14 protein-coding genes are annotated in these 16206 nt (G+C 51.4%); 3 read left to right on the top strand and 11 right to left on the bottom strand.

The genetic code is table 11. From position 1 onward, the window contains the following. Nucleotides 1-502 precede the first annotated feature (502 nt). Nucleotides 503-1948 carry a cardiolipin synthase gene (gene cls, locus ASF12_RS16365; RefSeq protein ID WP_056036645.1) on the bottom strand — a complete coding sequence of 482 codons (1446 nt, stop codon included), beginning with the start codon at nucleotides 1946-1948 and terminating at the stop codon, nucleotides 503-505. Between the two features lie 147 nt (nucleotides 1949-2095). Here cls and ASF12_RS16360 point away from each other — a divergent pair, with 147 nt between their 5' ends. Continuing rightward, nucleotides 2096-3412, top strand: coding sequence for a deoxyguanosinetriphosphate triphosphohydrolase family protein (locus ASF12_RS16360; protein WP_056036644.1), 1317 nt, complete (start codon nucleotides 2096-2098; stop codon nucleotides 3410-3412). 443 nt (nucleotides 3413-3855) lie between these two features. On the opposite strand, the gene ASF12_RS16355 is transcribed toward ASF12_RS16360, so the two are convergent. Continuing rightward, complete coding sequence (locus ASF12_RS16355) at nucleotides 3856-4818, bottom strand: nucleoside hydrolase (RefSeq protein ID WP_056037068.1); 963 nt, start codon at nucleotides 4816-4818, stop codon at nucleotides 3856-3858. 150 nt (nucleotides 4819-4968) lie between these two features. Between ASF12_RS16355 and ASF12_RS36575 the strand changes: the two genes are divergently transcribed. Further along, entirely contained in the window at nucleotides 4969-5049 is an 81-nt protein-coding gene (locus ASF12_RS36575; RefSeq protein ID WP_442952536.1) for a hypothetical protein, read from the top strand. Between the two features lie 106 nt (nucleotides 5050-5155). Here the strand turns inward: ASF12_RS36575 and ASF12_RS16345 are convergent, their stop codons facing one another. Then, nucleotides 5156-6130: a M15 family metallopeptidase gene (locus ASF12_RS16345; protein ID WP_056036638.1), complete on the bottom strand. Its 975-nt coding sequence runs from the start codon at nucleotides 6128-6130 to the stop codon at nucleotides 5156-5158. A gap of 271 nt (nucleotides 6131-6401) precedes the next feature. On the opposite strand from ASF12_RS16345, the gene ASF12_RS16340 reads away from it, so the two are divergent. Beyond that, a complete protein-coding gene (locus tag ASF12_RS16340) occupies nucleotides 6402-8270 on the top strand; it encodes an LTA synthase family protein (protein WP_056036635.1) in 1869 nt (622 codons plus the stop codon). Nucleotides 8271-8379: 109 nt separating this feature from the next. Here the strand turns inward: ASF12_RS16340 and bcp are convergent, their stop codons facing one another. The 8 genes from bcp to ASF12_RS16300 all read right to left on the bottom strand — a co-directional run bounded on the left by bcp (nucleotide 8380) and on the right by ASF12_RS16300 (nucleotide 16179). After that, nucleotides 8380-8847, bottom strand: coding sequence for a thioredoxin-dependent thiol peroxidase (gene bcp / locus ASF12_RS16335; protein ID WP_056036633.1), 468 nt, complete (start codon nucleotides 8845-8847; stop codon nucleotides 8380-8382). A gap of 69 nt (nucleotides 8848-8916) precedes the next feature. Beyond that, nucleotides 8917-9978, bottom strand: coding sequence for an asparaginase (locus ASF12_RS16330; RefSeq protein WP_056036631.1), 1062 nt, complete (start codon nucleotides 9976-9978; stop codon nucleotides 8917-8919). A gap of 137 nt (nucleotides 9979-10115) precedes the next feature. After that, entirely contained in the window at nucleotides 10116-10694 is a 579-nt protein-coding gene (locus tag ASF12_RS16325; protein ID WP_056036629.1) for a ferric reductase-like transmembrane domain-containing protein, read from the bottom strand. Beyond that, entirely contained in the window at nucleotides 10691-11743 is a 1053-nt protein-coding gene (locus ASF12_RS16320) for an FAD:protein FMN transferase (RefSeq protein ID WP_056036626.1), read from the bottom strand. The genes ASF12_RS16325 and ASF12_RS16320 overlap by 4 nt, the downstream gene beginning before the upstream one ends. 2 nt (nucleotides 11744-11745) lie before the next feature. Then, nucleotides 11746-12138 carry a hypothetical protein gene (locus ASF12_RS16315; RefSeq protein WP_056036624.1) on the bottom strand — a complete coding sequence of 131 codons (393 nt, stop codon included), beginning with the start codon at nucleotides 12136-12138 and terminating at the stop codon, nucleotides 11746-11748. A 221-nt stretch (nucleotides 12139-12359) separates the two neighbouring features. After that, entirely contained in the window at nucleotides 12360-13379 is a 1020-nt protein-coding gene (gene mglC / locus ASF12_RS16310) for a galactose/methyl galactoside ABC transporter permease MglC (RefSeq protein WP_056036623.1), read from the bottom strand. A gap of 33 nt (nucleotides 13380-13412) precedes the next feature. Continuing rightward, a complete protein-coding gene (locus tag ASF12_RS16305; RefSeq protein WP_056036621.1) occupies nucleotides 13413-14924 on the bottom strand; it encodes a sugar ABC transporter ATP-binding protein in 1512 nt (503 codons plus the stop codon). Nucleotides 14925-15150: 226 nt separating this feature from the next. Next, nucleotides 15151-16179 (bottom strand): galactose ABC transporter substrate-binding protein, encoded by a 1029-nt coding sequence (locus ASF12_RS16300; protein ID WP_056036619.1) that lies wholly within the window; start codon nucleotides 16177-16179, stop codon nucleotides 15151-15153. Nucleotides 16180-16206: the final 27 nt, after the last annotated feature.

Below are 16206 nucleotides of genomic sequence, written 5' to 3'. Positions count from 1 at the left end.
GTCAACCCCACCTCTATGCCCTTATGGCCTATTGCCAAAATCAAGCTGAATCCAAGTGCTCAAGACTTTGGAATCATTTTGCGAAAAATAAGGAATTGTAATATTCTGAATATTTACAAATTTCAAATAATAAGATATGATGTACCTATCCTAATCGAGAGGGGATAGCCCGTTGGAGTAGCGTAAGCGAAGCATGTCACCCATTTAAACGGAGAGGAGATTGCAAGGATCATCCGGACATGCGGGAACTCACCATAATGAGCAAGCGAGAAGGCTGCACCGTCACCCAGTCTAGCAATACCAATAATTCAAGCAATACTTAACTTTGATAGTTTGGTTTTCAATGAGAGTTCATTCGGTTATGGCAAGTGCAATAATGAATGGAAGTTGTACATGGAAATGCGAACTTTGGAATGGAGCGTTTGAATAAATTGAATAGAAGTGAGTCAGAAAGTTAAAGGGATTCCGGTTATCATCGATAAGCGGAATCCCTTTATGCTGCCTACAGAATCGGTGAGAGCAGCCGGCTGATCGACTCCTTGAAGCGTTCAAAGAGCGGACGCTTTGCAAACTCGTCTTTCTGTAGCTTGATACTATTTTCAATATCCGCCTCGAAAATCTCCTTTAATTGTCCCGCGGTACTTTCCTCATAAATAAAAGCGTTCATCTCAAAATTCAGCTTAAAGCTGCGAATATCAATATTCGCTGTTCCCACCGAAGCGATCTTGCCATCGATGACAATTGTTTTGGCATGCAGGAAGCCTTTTTCATACAAATAGCATTCAATGCCGCCTGCCAGCAGCTCGGCAATATAAGCGCGGGTCGCCCAATAAACAAAGAAATGATCGCGTTTTTTCGGAATCATAACCTGCACCTTCACACCGGATTGGACGGCAATTTTCAGGGCGGTCATTAAGCTTTCGTCTGGCACAAAATAAGGCGTCTGCAAGCAAATCGACCGTTTTGCCGAATAAATCATTTTAATATAAGCATCTTTAATTTGCTGATCCTCGGAATCTGGGCCGCTGGCTACAACCTGCATCCCAATGCCGCCGCCTTCTTTGATTACCGGAAAATAGCTGCTATTCAGCTCCACCGTGCCTGACGACGCGAGATTCCAATCCATGAGAAACTGTGCCTGCATTTGATGCACCGCATGTCCATTCACCCGCAAATGCGTGTCCCGCCACTCGCCGAAATGCTTGTCCAAGCCCAAATATTCGTCTCCCACATTAAATCCGCCAATATAGCCGGTCATGCCGTCGATGATGGCCAGCTTGCGATGATTGCGATAGTTCAGCTTTAAATTTACATAAGGAATGCGCGAGGGGAAAAAGGCTTGCGCTTTGCCGCCTGCTTCCCGCAGCTTGTTGAAAAACGACCGCGGCAGTCCCGAGCTCCCGATGTGATCATAGAGAAACTTGACCTCTACGCCTTGCTGCGCTTTCGCTACCAATGCTCGGAGCAGCCTGTTGCCCAGCACATCATTACGCACAATGTAATACACCAGATGAATATGATGCTCTGCGGAGGCGATATCCGCAATTAGCGCGTCGAATTTTTCGTTGCCCTCCGTATAGATACGAATGGCGTTATTTTGCGAGAACAAGGCGTAGCTGCTGACCAAATTCATAAAAATCATATCCCGGTAGTTGTTCGTCTCGGCATCATGAAAGACGGTGTTGCGATCCTGAAGCTGAAGCTTCTGCCGATCCACGGTATCTTCTATGATGCGCTGGCTGTCTCCGAGCAGCTTGAACAATTTGCGCTTGCGCAGCTGCTGGCCGAGAATCAAATAAAGAATAAAACCGAATACAGGGATGAAAGATAATACCATAATCCAAGCCCAAGTAGAGCTGACGTTGCGTCTCTCCAAGAAGACAAGGGCGAAAGCGAGCAATATATTCAGCAAGGTGAAGATGAAATAAAAGTCTTGATACGTAGTCATCGCTAAAGCTCCCCCGTTATGCCATTTACAACATGCACATTTTTTTATAATTAATCAAATCATACTCTATGGGCGGTATATGTTCAAACATGAAAGTATGCTACAATTTTTCAAAAGAACTGCTGGAGCGGCATGGGAGGAACAACAATGGACTTACGCAAGCTACGATTGGACGAACCTGCGCTGGGAACTTTCAGTGAAGAACGAGACGAATATGAACGGGACTATGCCCGCTTGATTCAATCCCCCGCTTTTCGCAGGCTGCAGGGAAAATCACAGGTGTTCGGCGCTGGTTCTGGCGATTATTACCGCACGCGGCTGACGCACTCGCTTGAAGTTTCCCAAATCGCCCGTGAGGTTGCGCGGAGACTGGGCAAGCAATATGCCTTTTTAGCTAAAAAAGAACATCCCGGCCTGATGCTCGATCCCGCCGTCGTCGAAATTGCGGCGCTGGCCCATGATCTGGGCCATCCGCCATTCGGCCACAAAGGCGAAGAGGTGCTCGATCACCTGCTTCATGAAGAGCATGGCATGACCTATGAAGGTAATGCGCAAAACTTCCGCATCCTCATGTTTCTGGAGAAGCGCGCCGGCAGCGGCAGCGGGCTTGATCTGACCGCAGCCGTGCTTCTGGCTACGAATAAATACCCTTATTCGCTGGATGAGCCCGGACGTCTTAAAGGGCTGTACAGCTCCGAATGGGCAGATATTGAGCAGCTGCGCCATTCTTGGAAAATGCCCAAGGGCCGTTCCACCCTCGAAGCACAGCTGATGGATTTATGCGATGATATCGCTTATTCCACCCATGATATTGAGGATGGCATCCGTGCAGGCAAAATCCAGATGAATCGCACGTTTTTTGAAGATCAGCGCCTAATTGACCATCTGGTACAGGAAATTGTTGAGGACCAAGGCAATATGGAGGTTGGCTGGCATCAGGTGGACATTCCCGCGATGGTGAAGAAGGTGCTCGCCGCTTATTTGGAGCAATGGGAAGAGCTGTATGCGCTGTACGATCAGGAAACGTCGCGTACGCGCAGGGAGATGAAAGCGCGCTGGGTCAGCGTTTTTGCCGGAAAGGTCGGCATTATTGACTCCTCTACCCCAGGCTGGAAGAAGGTTACCTTCGTCAAGGATGGACAGCAGGATCTGGAGCTGCTGCGGACGATGGAAATTCTCAAGAAGCTGGCATGGGTGACGCTGATTAAAGATTTCCGCGTCCAACGACTGCAAAAACGCAGCGAAATTATGATCCGCAGACTGTGGGAGAGCTTCCGCATCCCCGAGCACGGACGGCTCATCATTCCGCCAGACTGGATTGCCAATTATGAGCAGCATAAGCAAAACTGGACTTGGCCGCGCTTCGTCGCGGATTATATTTCCGGCATGACCGATGCTTATGCGGAGAAGGTCTACGCTGAGCTTTATGCTAGCAAATCGGGCTCGATCTATGAAATGGACTAGCGTTAATTTAAAGCGTCGTTCTAGCATTGGTGAAAAAAGAGGCTGCGCTGCATGAAAAGATTGGCTTCCGATCGTCATTGCCCTTGAATGTCATCGAATGAGCCACCACAGGTGGACATTCAAGGGCAAAAACGAACGCTAACGCTTCTACAGTCCAACCTTTTCATTCCGCTCCGCCTTTTTCACCATGCTTCTAGAAAAAACATTTTAAATATGCCGCTTAAGTATGTTACTTAAGCAAAAAAGAGATGAAGCGCATCAGCCTCATCTCTTTCTTTTTTCCAAAATGAATTCAGAAGCCTCTTCATATTAATAAACCGCACAACAAGTCTTGAAACGTTTTATTCACAGTTACTCTTACATTGTAAGATGCAGCAAAAACAATGCAGCAAAAGCAAACCCAGTATCCTTCCTGTTACTAAAATTCCCGCTGGACACCCTTCTTACGCCGGATTAAGCTCTGCGCTGCAGGCCAGCTCCGTTATATAGTCGAAGAAACGCTCCGGCTCCACATCGTACACGAGGCTGACCGGACGGCCATCCGCCGCTTCTATGGTGCGCCCTTGGCTGGCGCCATGCGCGATCGCCTTGCTGTGGACCATCTTCATCGAGACGAGGCTTGAATCGCCCACCGTTGCCGTTGTTAGAACATCCCACAGGTAATACGTCGAATTCGTCTCCATATATACAAGCGGCGGACAGGCGGCGTAACATTGCCCGACAAAATCCATACCCTCATGACGGCGCAGCGAAGCCCAGCGATTGCGAATCGGCACCGTCAGCGGCACCTTATTCGTGCTTTCCAAAGCAACGAGGAAGATCGGAATTTCGCTGGCCCATGCCCGTTCTACCGCTTCCGGGTCCCAGAACGCATTCCACTCTGCGGTACCATCATGCTCCGGCTCCTGCACATTGCCTTTCTCATTGAACGTTCCGCCCATCCAGACGAGCTTCTCGATTTTCGCTTCAATATCCGGGGCCTCATCTAATGCACGGGCTAAATCCGTCAGCGGTCCAGTGAACAGCAGCGCTGTTTTCTCATCCGAGGCGCGAATCGCTTCAATCATATGAAGATGGGCCGGCAGCTCCGCCTCACGCGTCTTAATCTGCTCCGGCTCGTTAAGGATCGGCAGCGCGTCGACGAAAAAGGTATGCATCCGCCATTCCGCAGGAAATGGATTGCGCCCGCGAGAATTGGATCTCGCTACCTCGACGCTTGCCGAGACATCGCCGCGTCCAAAGCGGTCAATGATTTTGCGGCTGGCTTTCATGCCGGGCTCCAAATAGCCATCAGCCGGGATGACCGATACACCGACTAGCTCTACCTCTTTCATTTGCAAAACTAGAAATAAAGAAACGAGATCATCTACTCCCGCATCATGATTGTAATAAAGCCTGGTTCCCATCAGCATCCATTCCCTTCACTTGTATAAATTGATCCTTAATTTGTCCATCCTATAGCTGAGGAGGTGAGCTGTCAATGGCAAAGGACGTATTGTGCTTTCGTCAATTCCTGCAAGTTCTGAACCGCCGGCAACCACTGCGGAGCTGCTTCGATTTTTGTAGCAAGCAACCGCGGCAAGCGGGCGTCCGAATCTGCGGAAACAGACTGCCGCACATTCGAGGCAAAGATCTAGATATCGTTCTGAAGCGGATAGCAAAGCGGCAATATTTTCACAGAAAAAAGCAGCGTCTACCCGCCTGAGCTCATGCCCAGACTCGGTAAACGCTGCATTTCCGCTATTATTTGCTTACTGGAATGGCGTTGTAATATTCCTCCAGCGTCTCGTCGTTATCCGTCAATTCCTTCGCCAGCGCCTTGCCTACATAACGAAGATGCCACGGTTCGTATTTATAGCCGGTAATTTTATCTTTGCCTTCAGGATAACGGATTATAAAGCCATATTCATAGGCATGCTTGCCCAGCCATACCGCCTCATCCGTACCGCCAAAGCAGCTTTCGGCTGCACATTTGCCGTCGCTTCCAGACACGTCAATCGCAAGCCCAGTCTGATGCTCGCTCGTCCCCGGGATAGCGCTGTACGTTCTGGCTTTCTCCAGGCCATCCTTTTTCACATAACGATCGAACAGCGCCTTTTGGGTCGCTTGCGAACGGTAGGCCGACACACCAGCTAAATAAATTTTGTCCTTCTTCGCTCCTGCAAACAGCTCTTCCAAAGCGTCCGCCGCTACTTTGCGCATTTTGCGCTTATCGATTTTCTCGCTGAAAATAAATGCCACATCCGGATATACCAGCTCGGAAGGCTCGTAATCATCCGGCAGCTTGTTTTGCTTATTCACTAGCGCCGTGACGCTTTCCGGCTCTGCTACAACGGCTAAGCCTTCATCCAAATCGCCAGAAGAGCTGCCGCTGGAAGGCTTTGCTGTTGCCTTCGGCGTTGCTGTCGGCTCTGGGGTCGGCTTCACAGTCGGAGATGGTGTAGGAGCAGGCGTTGCCGCTTGCGTTTCTTCTGCTGTTGGTGTTTCTTCCGCTGTTGCCGTTTCTGTCGCCTCCGGCGTCGTGCTTTCCTCGATCGGCGATACGGATGGCGAAGCGTCCACCTCGGCACTCGCTTCCACTGTTGGCGCAACAACTGCCGCTGTATCACCTGGCGCTTGAGCCGCCGTTTTATCAAACTTCACAATTACTATAACAGCCATCGCAATTAGGCATAAAGATAACAAAATAACGACCGCTCTTCTGCGTTTTCTCTTCATGATGCACTCCTTATATGGTTTAATTTACAGGAAAAAGGGTAATAAACGATTAGTCTGTTCTTTTTATACTATACCTAATAGACTTCAATCTGTCTTAAAAGGTTGCCGAAATTTCCTATGTAATTTTTGTGAGCCTCCTCCGCGAATATGCGGCATAGGGCTAATTTTGCATTTTGACATTCTACTATAGGAAGAGGCATAATAAGTATGAATTTATCGTAAATTTACGAGGGACTCGGCCTTAATTTGTCGAGGGAAGGTAGGCGATACTTTGACTTTATCTGCACCAAAACGTCTGTTCAGCACCAGACCGATTATTGTTTTCTCCATTATTGTTCTTTTCAAAAGCTTTCTTACTTGGATGGTTGTATTCGGAAGCCCGTCGTGGAGCACCTTGTTCAAGGAGGTTCCATTTGCGTTAATCGTCTTTTGCCTCATTGAGTGGTTCGCAACAAAACGCAAGCTGACGTATTATTTAACAGCGAATTTGCTAATAACAGCCATTCTCTTTGCTGTGCTGATGTACTATAAATATTACGGCGTCATCGTCACCACCTCTGCCCTAAAGCAGGTCAATCAGGTAACGGCGGTTAGCAACAGCGTATTTTCACTGATGGACCCGTATTATTTACTCGTCTTTATTGATGTAATCCTTATGTTTTATTTTCTCGTTCGCAAGCAGAAGGCGCAGTATTGGAAAACCGCCAGCCAGACTCGTGTGAGCAAAAGAATGCTAACGACCGTCTTCGCGGTATCGCTCGGCCTGTGCCTATTCAACATTTTGCCGAATAGCGCGAGCATGAATGAAATTGTGAAAGCCGAGCAAATGGGCATCCTGAATTATGAGGCCTATACGATTTTTGGCAAAAAAGAACCCGAGCTTGTTGATTCCTCTACCATTACGCAGGAGAAGATCAACAGCCTCAAGACGCTTGAGCCTGTCGCTGCGCCGCAGCTGCAAGGGGCTGCCAAAGGCAAAAACCTAATTATTATCCAGCTGGAATCATTCCAAAATTTCCTCATCGACCTCACCATTGACGGCAAGGAAATTACGCCGAATATGAATAAGCTGGCGAAGGACAACTATTATTTCAAGCATTTTTACCAAGGCGTGGGTCAGGGCAATACGTCTGATGCTGAATTCATTGTAAACACGTCCTATTATATTCCGCCTAATGGCGCAGCTACCCAAGTGTATGCTGGCAAGGTGCTGCCGAGCCTGCCGCGGGTTTTGACGGAAAACGGCTATGATACGGCGACGTTCCATACGAATGTCGTGGAGTTTTGGAACCGTGGCGAGCTGTATCAGGCGCTTGGCTTCAATCGCTATTATGATAAAGCCTTTTTCGGTGAGGACGATACGGTGTTTTTCGGCGCTTCCGATGAGGTGCTTTATAAGAAAACAGCGGCTGAGCTGGAGAAAATGGATAGCAAGGACCAGCCATTTTATGCTCAAGTCATTTCGATGACCGCTCACCACCCCTTCACCATACCGGATACGAAGTATAAAATGGAGCTGCCTGAGCGTTACGAGGGCACGTTCGTCGGCGACTACATTCGCGCCCAGAACTATGCGGATTACGTGCTTGGCCAATTTATTGACGATCTCAAGCAGCGCGGCCTCTGGGATGACAGCCTAATCGTGTTATACGGCGACCATCTGGGCTTGCCGATTTATTCGCTGGATCGCGATGATAAAGCGCTAATGGAAGAAATTTACGGTTATGAGTACAGCTATACCGATATGATTAATATTCCGCTTATTATTGCTTCTCCGGGCATTACCTCGCCGAAGGAGTTTGACCAGCTTGGCGGGCAGGTTGATTTGCTGCCGACGGTTTCGAACTTGCTTGGTGTTTCGCTGGATAAGCAAATTCATTTCGGCCAAGATCTGCTGAACAGCAGCTCGTATAACCTGCTGCCACAGCGCTATTATTTGCCGACAGGCTCCTTTGTCAGCAGCAAAGAGCTATTCCTGTCCGGCAGCGGCTACGACGATGGCACCCATCACCCGCTCGCAGGCGATGGCATGGAAAGCGCCAAGAAAGCAACCGAGGATGAATACAACCGCGCGCTGGAGCTGCTCCAGCTCTCCGACAGCTACGTTAGCCAGCTGCCAGACCGCGAACCGCAGAAATGACGCAAATAAGCGGCAGGCGGGATCAGAGCATAATGCTCTAATCCTGCCTGCCGCTTTATTTTTCACAAAATCGCTTGTCATCTATCATGCTGTTTGCCTGCCGCGCCTGTTAGGCCTGTTTCGCCGCCTCCAGCACTTCCTGCACATGGCCCTCAACGACGACACTGCGCCATTCTTTCGCCAGCTTGCCCTCCTCGTCGATCAGAAAGGTTGAACGCTCGATGCCCATAAATTCCTCGCCATTACGGCTGCGCAGCTTCCATACGCCAAACTGCTCGGCAACCTGATTATCCGTATCCGAGAGCAGCAGGAAAGGCAGCTCATGAGCAGCAATGAACTGATCATGTGACGCCAGATCGTCAGGGCTGATGCCTATGACTTCGGTATTGAACGTCTTGAATTGTCCATTGTAATCTCTAAAGTCACACGATTCCGTCGTACAGCCCGGTGTCATATCCCGCGGATAAAAATAAATGACCAGCTTCTTGCCCTTATAGTCCTGCAGCGATACGTCCTTGCCATTCGAGGCTGGCAATGTAAAATTCTCAACCTGTTGTCCAATTTGCACTTGCGTCATGTTCAATCAGCTCCTTCGTATTGGATATTTCCACTTGCTTTGCTTACTCAAACAACGATAGCATGTCCATCAGCGAGATGCTACAAACTCATAGAAAAGCGGTGTGTTCATCACAAACTCGCGAATTTGCTGCTTATCGACATAAAGGGAATAAGCAAGCGTCAGCTTCATAAGCGCCGCATCCACCGACATATTTTCGATAAAGGCCACTCCCGCCTGCTGCAAAGCGACCGACGACGCGTATAGCGTCTCCGAGCTGTCCTTGAGCGGACACAAATACAAGTCTACGCTATGCTGGGCACAATACCCGGCGAATGCAAGCAGGGAATGGCGCTCGCTCGCACTCGTATTCGCCGTGCTGGAGTGGAACAGATCGTGAACGACAGCCTTCGGCGCTTTTTGCCCAAAATCAAAATAATCATAGGTCATGCCCAAAAACGGCTTCACATACAGCAGGCCCGATTGCAGCTTATCCTTGCCAGCGGTGAACGGGCTCGGGGCAGGCTTGCGAGAATGCAGCTCCTGTGCAGATGGGTTGTAAGGATGCTCGTTGACGATCAGCTTGCCCTCGCTCATGATGCCGTAATGCACGTCATACGGGCATTCCAATTGGTCAGTGAACGACACCGCTTGCGTGACGCGTGTACCCAAATACACGATAGCCTCGCCTGCACTATTTTCATAGACGACGTAGACGCCCTTCAGCTTCTCGCCATCTATGAACTCAACGGCCGAGGCAAAGTTGCGCAGTCCATTGCTGCGCGGATCGCCAAGCGGATAGTTGCTGGCCACCAGCACAATCGGGATGGGACTATCACACAAAATATAGCTAAGCATTGCAGCCGAATAAGCAAGCGTATCCGAGCCATGGGTGACGATAATGCCGTCATATTGGGACAAGTCCGCGCTGCGGATCGTTTCAATCAACACATTCCAATCGTCTGGCACCAGATTTTCGCTGAGAATATTCAGCGGCTGCACACATTCCAGCTTTACAGACTCGCGGTAACGGGGGTCCGATTGATAGCCTTCAATAATCGCATAGGAGCCTGCTTCACGCACGCTAATCGCTCCTGCGCCAGATTTGCTGCCAATCGTCCCACCCGTGAAAATAACTAGAAGATTGCTCACTTGGTTTCCTCCATATCCAGCAGCTTTGAAGGTCGCCCTTCGCACCAGCCGCCTGTTCATACCAGTTCCCATTCATTCTACTATCTTCTCCGCAAGCTGTCTAAACCTATACGATCCTACAGGAAAAACAGGATAAGTTACCCGCTTTTTGCCACGACATCCCGATTTTTCGCAGCGCCTGGCTTTTTCTTGACGGTCGCCCGTCCCAAAAACAAGCCTACGGTAACGATTAACGTCGCACCATACATGAACTGCACAAGGCCAAGCTGTGTATCCGTTCCAGCCAATATGCCGTGAAACAAAGCCAGTAAATAGATCGGGTAGGCTAACATATGTATAGCGAGCCACACTTTGCGCTTCAGCTTCGGACGCAGGTCCGAGGTCAAAATCAGCACGAGCATGCCATAAAGCGCAAGCGTACCTATGCCATATATCACCGGATGATCATGCGCGGTAAAAGGAATCAGCAGCTCGCCCCATGTAAATGGCGTGTACGTATCAATGACGAGCACCGCCATATGCAGCAGCGCCAGCAGCGTTCCCCCATTCGTGAAACGGATATGCCAATTGTACACGCGGGCTTTGCTGGGCCCTTTCACAAACGGATAGCTGTACAGCATGCCCAGCGACATGCCGACGAACAGCATCAAGTAAGAGCCAATGCCGAGCACCCGCGTCATTTGCCATGTCGGCCAGCTCAAAATCCATTCTGTCATGCTGACTCCTCCTTTTCGCATTCGATTTCGCTTCCGCTGCTGGCTCTACCCCTAGCCTCCGCGGTTCCCGCTCTATGCAGCGGCTCACGGATATTCCACTCCAAGCCGGACTTGCGGCTTTTACCATATTTCACAATCTCGCCGCCGCTCATGAAAATAACGGCTTCACAGTCACGCGCATGCTCGTCCATCAGCCGCAAGCCTTGATCGCGGCCGGCGATGCACAGCGTCTTCGCCCATATTTCACAAGCGACGGCATCGGGACCCGCAACCGTCGCCTGAACGACATCGCTGACGCTTGGCTGCATCGTCAGCGGATCGATCAAATGATGCGCGGCCGAGCTGCCCGTTCCCCACTGCCTGCCCAGCTTCCCTGAGGTCGCAACTGCGCCGTTAGCGAGCAGCAGCTCCCCAACCGTTGCTCCAGCTTCCCATGGATGCTGGAGATCAATAATGGCTGGCTGCGCCGCTGCGTCCCCGCTGTTCCACGCATACAGATCGCCTCCGGCATTGACGATGCCTGCCGGAATCCGCCTGCTGCGCCTCAGCCAATCGGCGAGCTTCTGCACGGCCCAGCCTTTGGCGATGCCGCCGGCGTCGATACTCGTTCCCTCGGCGAGCTTCACCGCCTTCATGCCATAGTCCAGCTCCAGCTCGCCAGCAGGGCTCAGCTTCCGCCGCTCAGCCCCGCCAGCTCCCGCCTGGAACGCCGCCGCGTGCTCGAAAGATTCCGTATAGCCGGACGCTTCCAGCCCCGGCAGTATCCGCAGGTCGAACACCCCTGCCGTCAGACGGCGATAGCTCTCCGCCGCTGCAATAACCTCAAACAGCCAGTCCGACACGACGACCCAGCTGCCTGCCGAGCGGCCAAGCCTGCTCCACTCGCTATCCGGGCGGAAGCGGCTAAACCGCTGCTCCACTGCCTCAAACCAGTCGCGAGCGCGGTCTGCATAAAAGGCTGTCGTGCGGGGCTCATCCGCTGCATAATCCAGTATAATCTCGACATTCGTATTCATCGCCCGAAACCGTATCGTCCCCCGCCCGCTCATCGTTAGGACCTGCCTGACTGGGAGCGCATGCCGCCCGAGCTGCTGGAGCTGCCGCTTCCACTGCTGCTCCGGTCGTCTACGCTGCCGCGACTGCCTGAGCTGGAGCTATCCGATCCACTTTCGCTGGAGCTGTCTGACCAGCTGCTTCCGCTGCTGCCGTTATTCCAATCCGAGCTGCCGCTGCCGCTGTCGCTAGATCCCGTGGACATCCACTGGTCCACCGTATCCTGCTGATCGCCCTGCCGCTCCGTTCCGGAGGTTGTGCTGCCTTCGGCCGCCGCTGTTTGCGCCGCCTGAAAAGCCGCTGTATTTTGCACCGTACTGAATAATATAAAAATGCCCGCCGCGCCTGCGGCTCCAAGCTGCCATTTTAACCATTTCGAATTTCCGCTCATCCTTCTCCACCTACCCTACTCGTTGTAGTTTAGCTAAGTATAGGAAGGCAAGATGAAAACAGCGTTAAATGAATCTGAAGAAATGCTAAAAGAAAATACTGCCGCTCTACGACACGGATTAAACCTGTATATAACAAAAAAAGAATGCGGCCCCAAGACCGCATTCCTCACCTAGAAAGCAAAAACTTCTCCTGCCACTGCCTCGTCAAATCGCCGCGCCCCTACTTCTTCGCCACATACTTGCGAATATCAAATGCAACCGCAGCAACAATAATCATCCCTTTAATAATGAGCTGCCAGTACGGGCTTACGCCGACAAAGGTCAGACCGTAGTTGATGACGCTGAAAATGAGCACTCCGGCGAGTATGCCGCGCACGCGCCCGACACCGCCTGCGGTCGATACGCCGCCGACGACGCAGGCCGCAATCGCATCCAGCTCGTACATATTGCCGTAATTGTTCGTGGCTCCCCCCGTGCGGGCAGCCTCCAGCACGCCTGCCAGCCCATACAGCGCGCCAGCAATCGCATAAATATAAATCAAATTGCGCGATACATTAATGCCCGATACATTAGCCGCTTGGATATTGCCGCCGATGGCGTACATGTTTTTGCCCAGCCGCGTGTTGTTGAAGATGACCCAGACGATAAACGAGACAACAATCGCTATGATGACGATATACGGGATCGAATACGTGCCGTTCGGCCCGATATACCCGGTCCCCAGCTTGCTGAATTCCTTGCTTAAGCCTCCGATTGGCTGCGACTGGTTCGGCTTCATATCGAAGTAAAACGAGTTTACGCCATATACGATAACCATTGAGCCAAGCGTCGCAATAAACGGTGGAACATGAAATTTTGCGACAATAATGCCGTTGATCAAGCCAAAAATCAAACCGACGACAATCGCCAGTATAATCGGCACGATAATCGGCAGCTCCGGCAAATTTGGGAAAAACTTGCGCGGATAATCCGACATTTGCAGCATCGACGCAGAGACGACGGCGCTCAGGCCAACTATCCGCCCAGCAGACAAATCCGTTCCGCCCGTAATCAGCACAAACGCTACGCCTAGAGCGATTATGACCCGCGTCGACGATTGCAGCAAAATATCCCGCAGCGTCGTAATGCCGATAAAATTCGGGTCAGCAACTGCTATGCCAATAATAAGCAGAACCAATATAATATAAATCGCATTTTGGGAGAAAAAATGCTTAACTCCTTTTGCATCCAGTGCATTCATCGTATTCACTCCTCCAAGTTGTCCTGCCCGCTACTACTGTGCGGCAAGCCGCATAATTTCTTCTTCCGTCGCCGCTTTGCCGTCTACGATGCCGGATATGCGCCCCTCGCGCATGACGATGATGCGGTCGGACATGCCGATCAGCTCCGGCATTTCGGAGGAAATCATAATGATGCTTTTGCCCTGCTTGGCAAGCTCGATCATGAACGAATAAATTTCATATTTCGCTCCGATATCGATGCCGCGCGTCGGTTCGTCCAGCAGCAGCACCTCCGGGTCGGTCAGCAGCCATCTGGCGAGCAGCACCTTCTGCTGGTTGCCGCCGGACAAGTTGCGAATGAGCTGCTTGGTCGATGGCGTTTTGACCCGAAACTTCTCTACGCTCTGCTGCGACACTTCGCCTATCCGCGCATTGCTAATTAAACCATAGGGCGTCTTGAACCTGCCCAAGTTCGCAATGACTGTATTTTCCGCAATCGTCAGCACCGGAAAAATCCCCGTCACCCGCCGCTCCTCGGTGAGCAGCGCAATACCCTGGCGAATGGCGTCCGATGGCGCATTCAGCTTTATTTTTTTGCCATGCAGATGAATGCTGCCCCGCTTAAGCGCCCGCATCCCGAACAGCGCTTCTATCACCTCGGTCCGCTGCGCTCCTACAAGCCCGCCGAGTCCCAAAATCTCGCCCTTGCGCAGCTCGAACGAAACATCCTTAAACGAATGCGGATGCACGGAGGTCAAGCCTTCTGCCCGCAGCAGCACCTCGCCCGGCACGTTCGTCCGCTCTGGATAACGATTCGATAAATCCCTGCCCACCATGCGGGTAATGATTTTATCAATCGTCAGCTCCTTCGCTTCCCATGTGCCGACATGCTTGCCATCTCGCATAATGGTTACATCATCTGAAATACGCAATATCTCTTCCATTTTGTGGGATATATAAATAATTGATACACCGCGCCGCCGCAGCTCATTAATGATGCGGAACAGCTGCTCCACTTCATTTCCGGTGAGCGAGGAGGTCGGTTCGTCCATGACGATGACCTTCGAGTGGAACGATACCGCTTTGGCGATTTCCAGCGATTGAATTTTCGATACGGACAAGTCGCCTACCTTTTGTTTCGGATGAATATCCATCTCCAGATCTTTGAGCAGCTTCACCGTATCCTCCTGCATTTTGCGGTGGTTGATGAATTGCAAAGGCCCTAGACCTCTGGTCGGGAATCGCCCGAGCCAGATATTTTCCATGACGTCGCGCTGCGGCACCGGGTTCAGCTCCTGATGGATCATCGACACCCCGAGAGCCAGCGCGTCCTTCGAGCTGTTGATGTGCACATGCTGCCCGGCAAGCATGATTTCGCCGCCATCGGGCTTGTAGATGCCGAACAGGCATTTCATCAGCGTCGATTTTCCTGCACCATTTTCACCCATCAAGGCATGTACCGTACCGGGGCGCAGCTTCAGCGTCACATCGTCGAGCGCCTTCACGCCGGGAAAAGATTTGGAGATGTTATTCATCTCTAGCACATAAGCCGGATGCTCTGGCATTTGTATAACACCCCTTTACAAAACAATTAAGTTAAAGTTATCCAGTAAATAGCCGTGTTTAAACGGCACTGCCAGCCTTTGGAGGCAATGCTCGTTTTGCTGCAAGCGTAAACGGCTGTCGCCCTCTGACGGCAAAGCTACCGTTTAAAAAAAGCAAGGGCAGCGCCAGCCTTATGCTTCCCTTGCTCCTTTCGTACCGCTTTATTCCGCTCGCCCTCTCAGGCGACTATTTCAGCACTTGATCCTTGTTCTCGCTCGTTACCTTCTGGTATGGAATCCACACGTATTTGCCATCGGTAATGTCGAAGCCGGTGTTATCCTTGCTCGGCGTTTCGCCAGCAGCCAGTACGCGGGACAACTCGACCGTCGCCTTGCCTTGGTTCACCGCATCGTTGAGCACTGTGCCGAGCAGCGTGCCTTCATCCAGCGCCTGAATCGCAGGAGCCGTAGCATCTACGCCGACAACCGGAATATATTTATCGCCTGTAAAATAGCCCGCCGCCTTCAGCGCTTCAATCGCACCGAGCGCCATATCATCGTTGTTGGCGAGGACAGCTTCGATTTTATCGCCATGGGAAGCGATGAACGCAGCCATTTTTTCCTGGCCTTTTACCCGGTCCCACATCGCTGTGTCCTCTGCCAGCTTCTCGACCTTGATGCCTGCATCCTCAATCGCCTGCACGGAAAACTTCGTCCGCAGCTCGGCATCCTGATGGCCCGGCTCGCCCTTGAGCATGACGTATTGCAGTACGCCGTCCCCATTCTTATCCGCTTCCGGATGTGCCTTCCAGTAATCAACGATGAGATCGCCAGACATCGTGCCCGACTCCTCCGCCTTCGCTCCGACAAAATACACCTTATCCCATTTCGCCATATCATCCGCAAGCGGCTCGCGGTTAACGAAGACGACCGGAATGTCCGCTGCTTTGCCTTTATCAATAATGACGCCCGCTGCTGTGCGGTCTACCGGGTTAATGATCATCGATTTGACCTTCTTCGTGATGAATAGGTCAACCTTGTCATTTTGCGTCGGCTGCGAGTTTTGGCTGTCTACGATATCCACCTGCACCTTGCCTGCCGCTGCTTCCGTAATCGCGTTGCGGACGCCTGTCATAAACGTATCGTCAAACTTGTAAATCGCGACCCCAACCTTCGGCTGGTCGCCCTCGCTTCCCCCTGCGTTGCCGTTTGATGCCGAGCAGCCTGCCGCTACCGTCAATGCGCCGATCAGCAGCGCAGCCGTTACCTTTTTCATTTCATCATGACCTCCCCATTTTTAGTT

It is taken from the genome of Paenibacillus sp. Leaf72 (assembly GCF_001422685.1).
GTDB lineage: Bacteria > Bacillota > Bacilli > Paenibacillales > Paenibacillaceae > Pristimantibacillus.
The sequence above is the reverse complement of the archived record's forward strand: the minus strand, read 5'-3'. Positions and strand labels throughout refer to the sequence as shown.

Coding starts and splice junctions, on each gene's coding strand:
- cls (WP_056036645.1), bottom strand. CDS start 1,948: ATGACTACGTATCAAGACTTTTATTTCATCTTCACCTTGCTGAATATA.
- ASF12_RS16360 (WP_056036644.1), top strand. CDS start 2,096: ATGGACTTACGCAAGCTACGATTGGACGAACCTGCGCTGGGAACTTTC.
- ASF12_RS16355 (WP_056037068.1), bottom strand. CDS start 4,818: ATGGGAACCAGGCTTTATTACAATCATGATGCGGGAGTAGATGATCTC.
- ASF12_RS16345 (WP_056036638.1), bottom strand. CDS start 6,130: ATGAAGAGAAAACGCAGAAGAGCGGTCGTTATTTTGTTATCTTTATGC.
- bcp (WP_056036633.1), bottom strand. CDS start 8,847: ATGACGCAAGTGCAAATTGGACAACAGGTTGAGAATTTTACATTGCCA.
- ASF12_RS16325 (WP_056036629.1), bottom strand. CDS start 10,694: ATGACAGAATGGATTTTGAGCTGGCCGACATGGCAAATGACGCGGGTG.
- ASF12_RS16320 (WP_056036626.1), bottom strand. CDS start 11,743: ATGAGCGGGCGGGGGACGATACGGTTTCGGGCGATGAATACGAATGTC.
- ASF12_RS16315 (WP_056036624.1), bottom strand. CDS start 12,138: ATGAGCGGAAATTCGAAATGGTTAAAATGGCAGCTTGGAGCCGCAGGC.
- mglC (WP_056036623.1), bottom strand. CDS start 13,379: ATGAATGCACTGGATGCAAAAGGAGTTAAGCATTTTTTCTCCCAAAAT.
- ASF12_RS16305 (WP_056036621.1), bottom strand. CDS start 14,924: ATGCCAGAGCATCCGGCTTATGTGCTAGAGATGAATAACATCTCCAAA.
- ASF12_RS16300 (WP_056036619.1), bottom strand. CDS start 16,179: ATGAAAAAGGTAACGGCTGCGCTGCTGATCGGCGCATTGACGGTAGCG.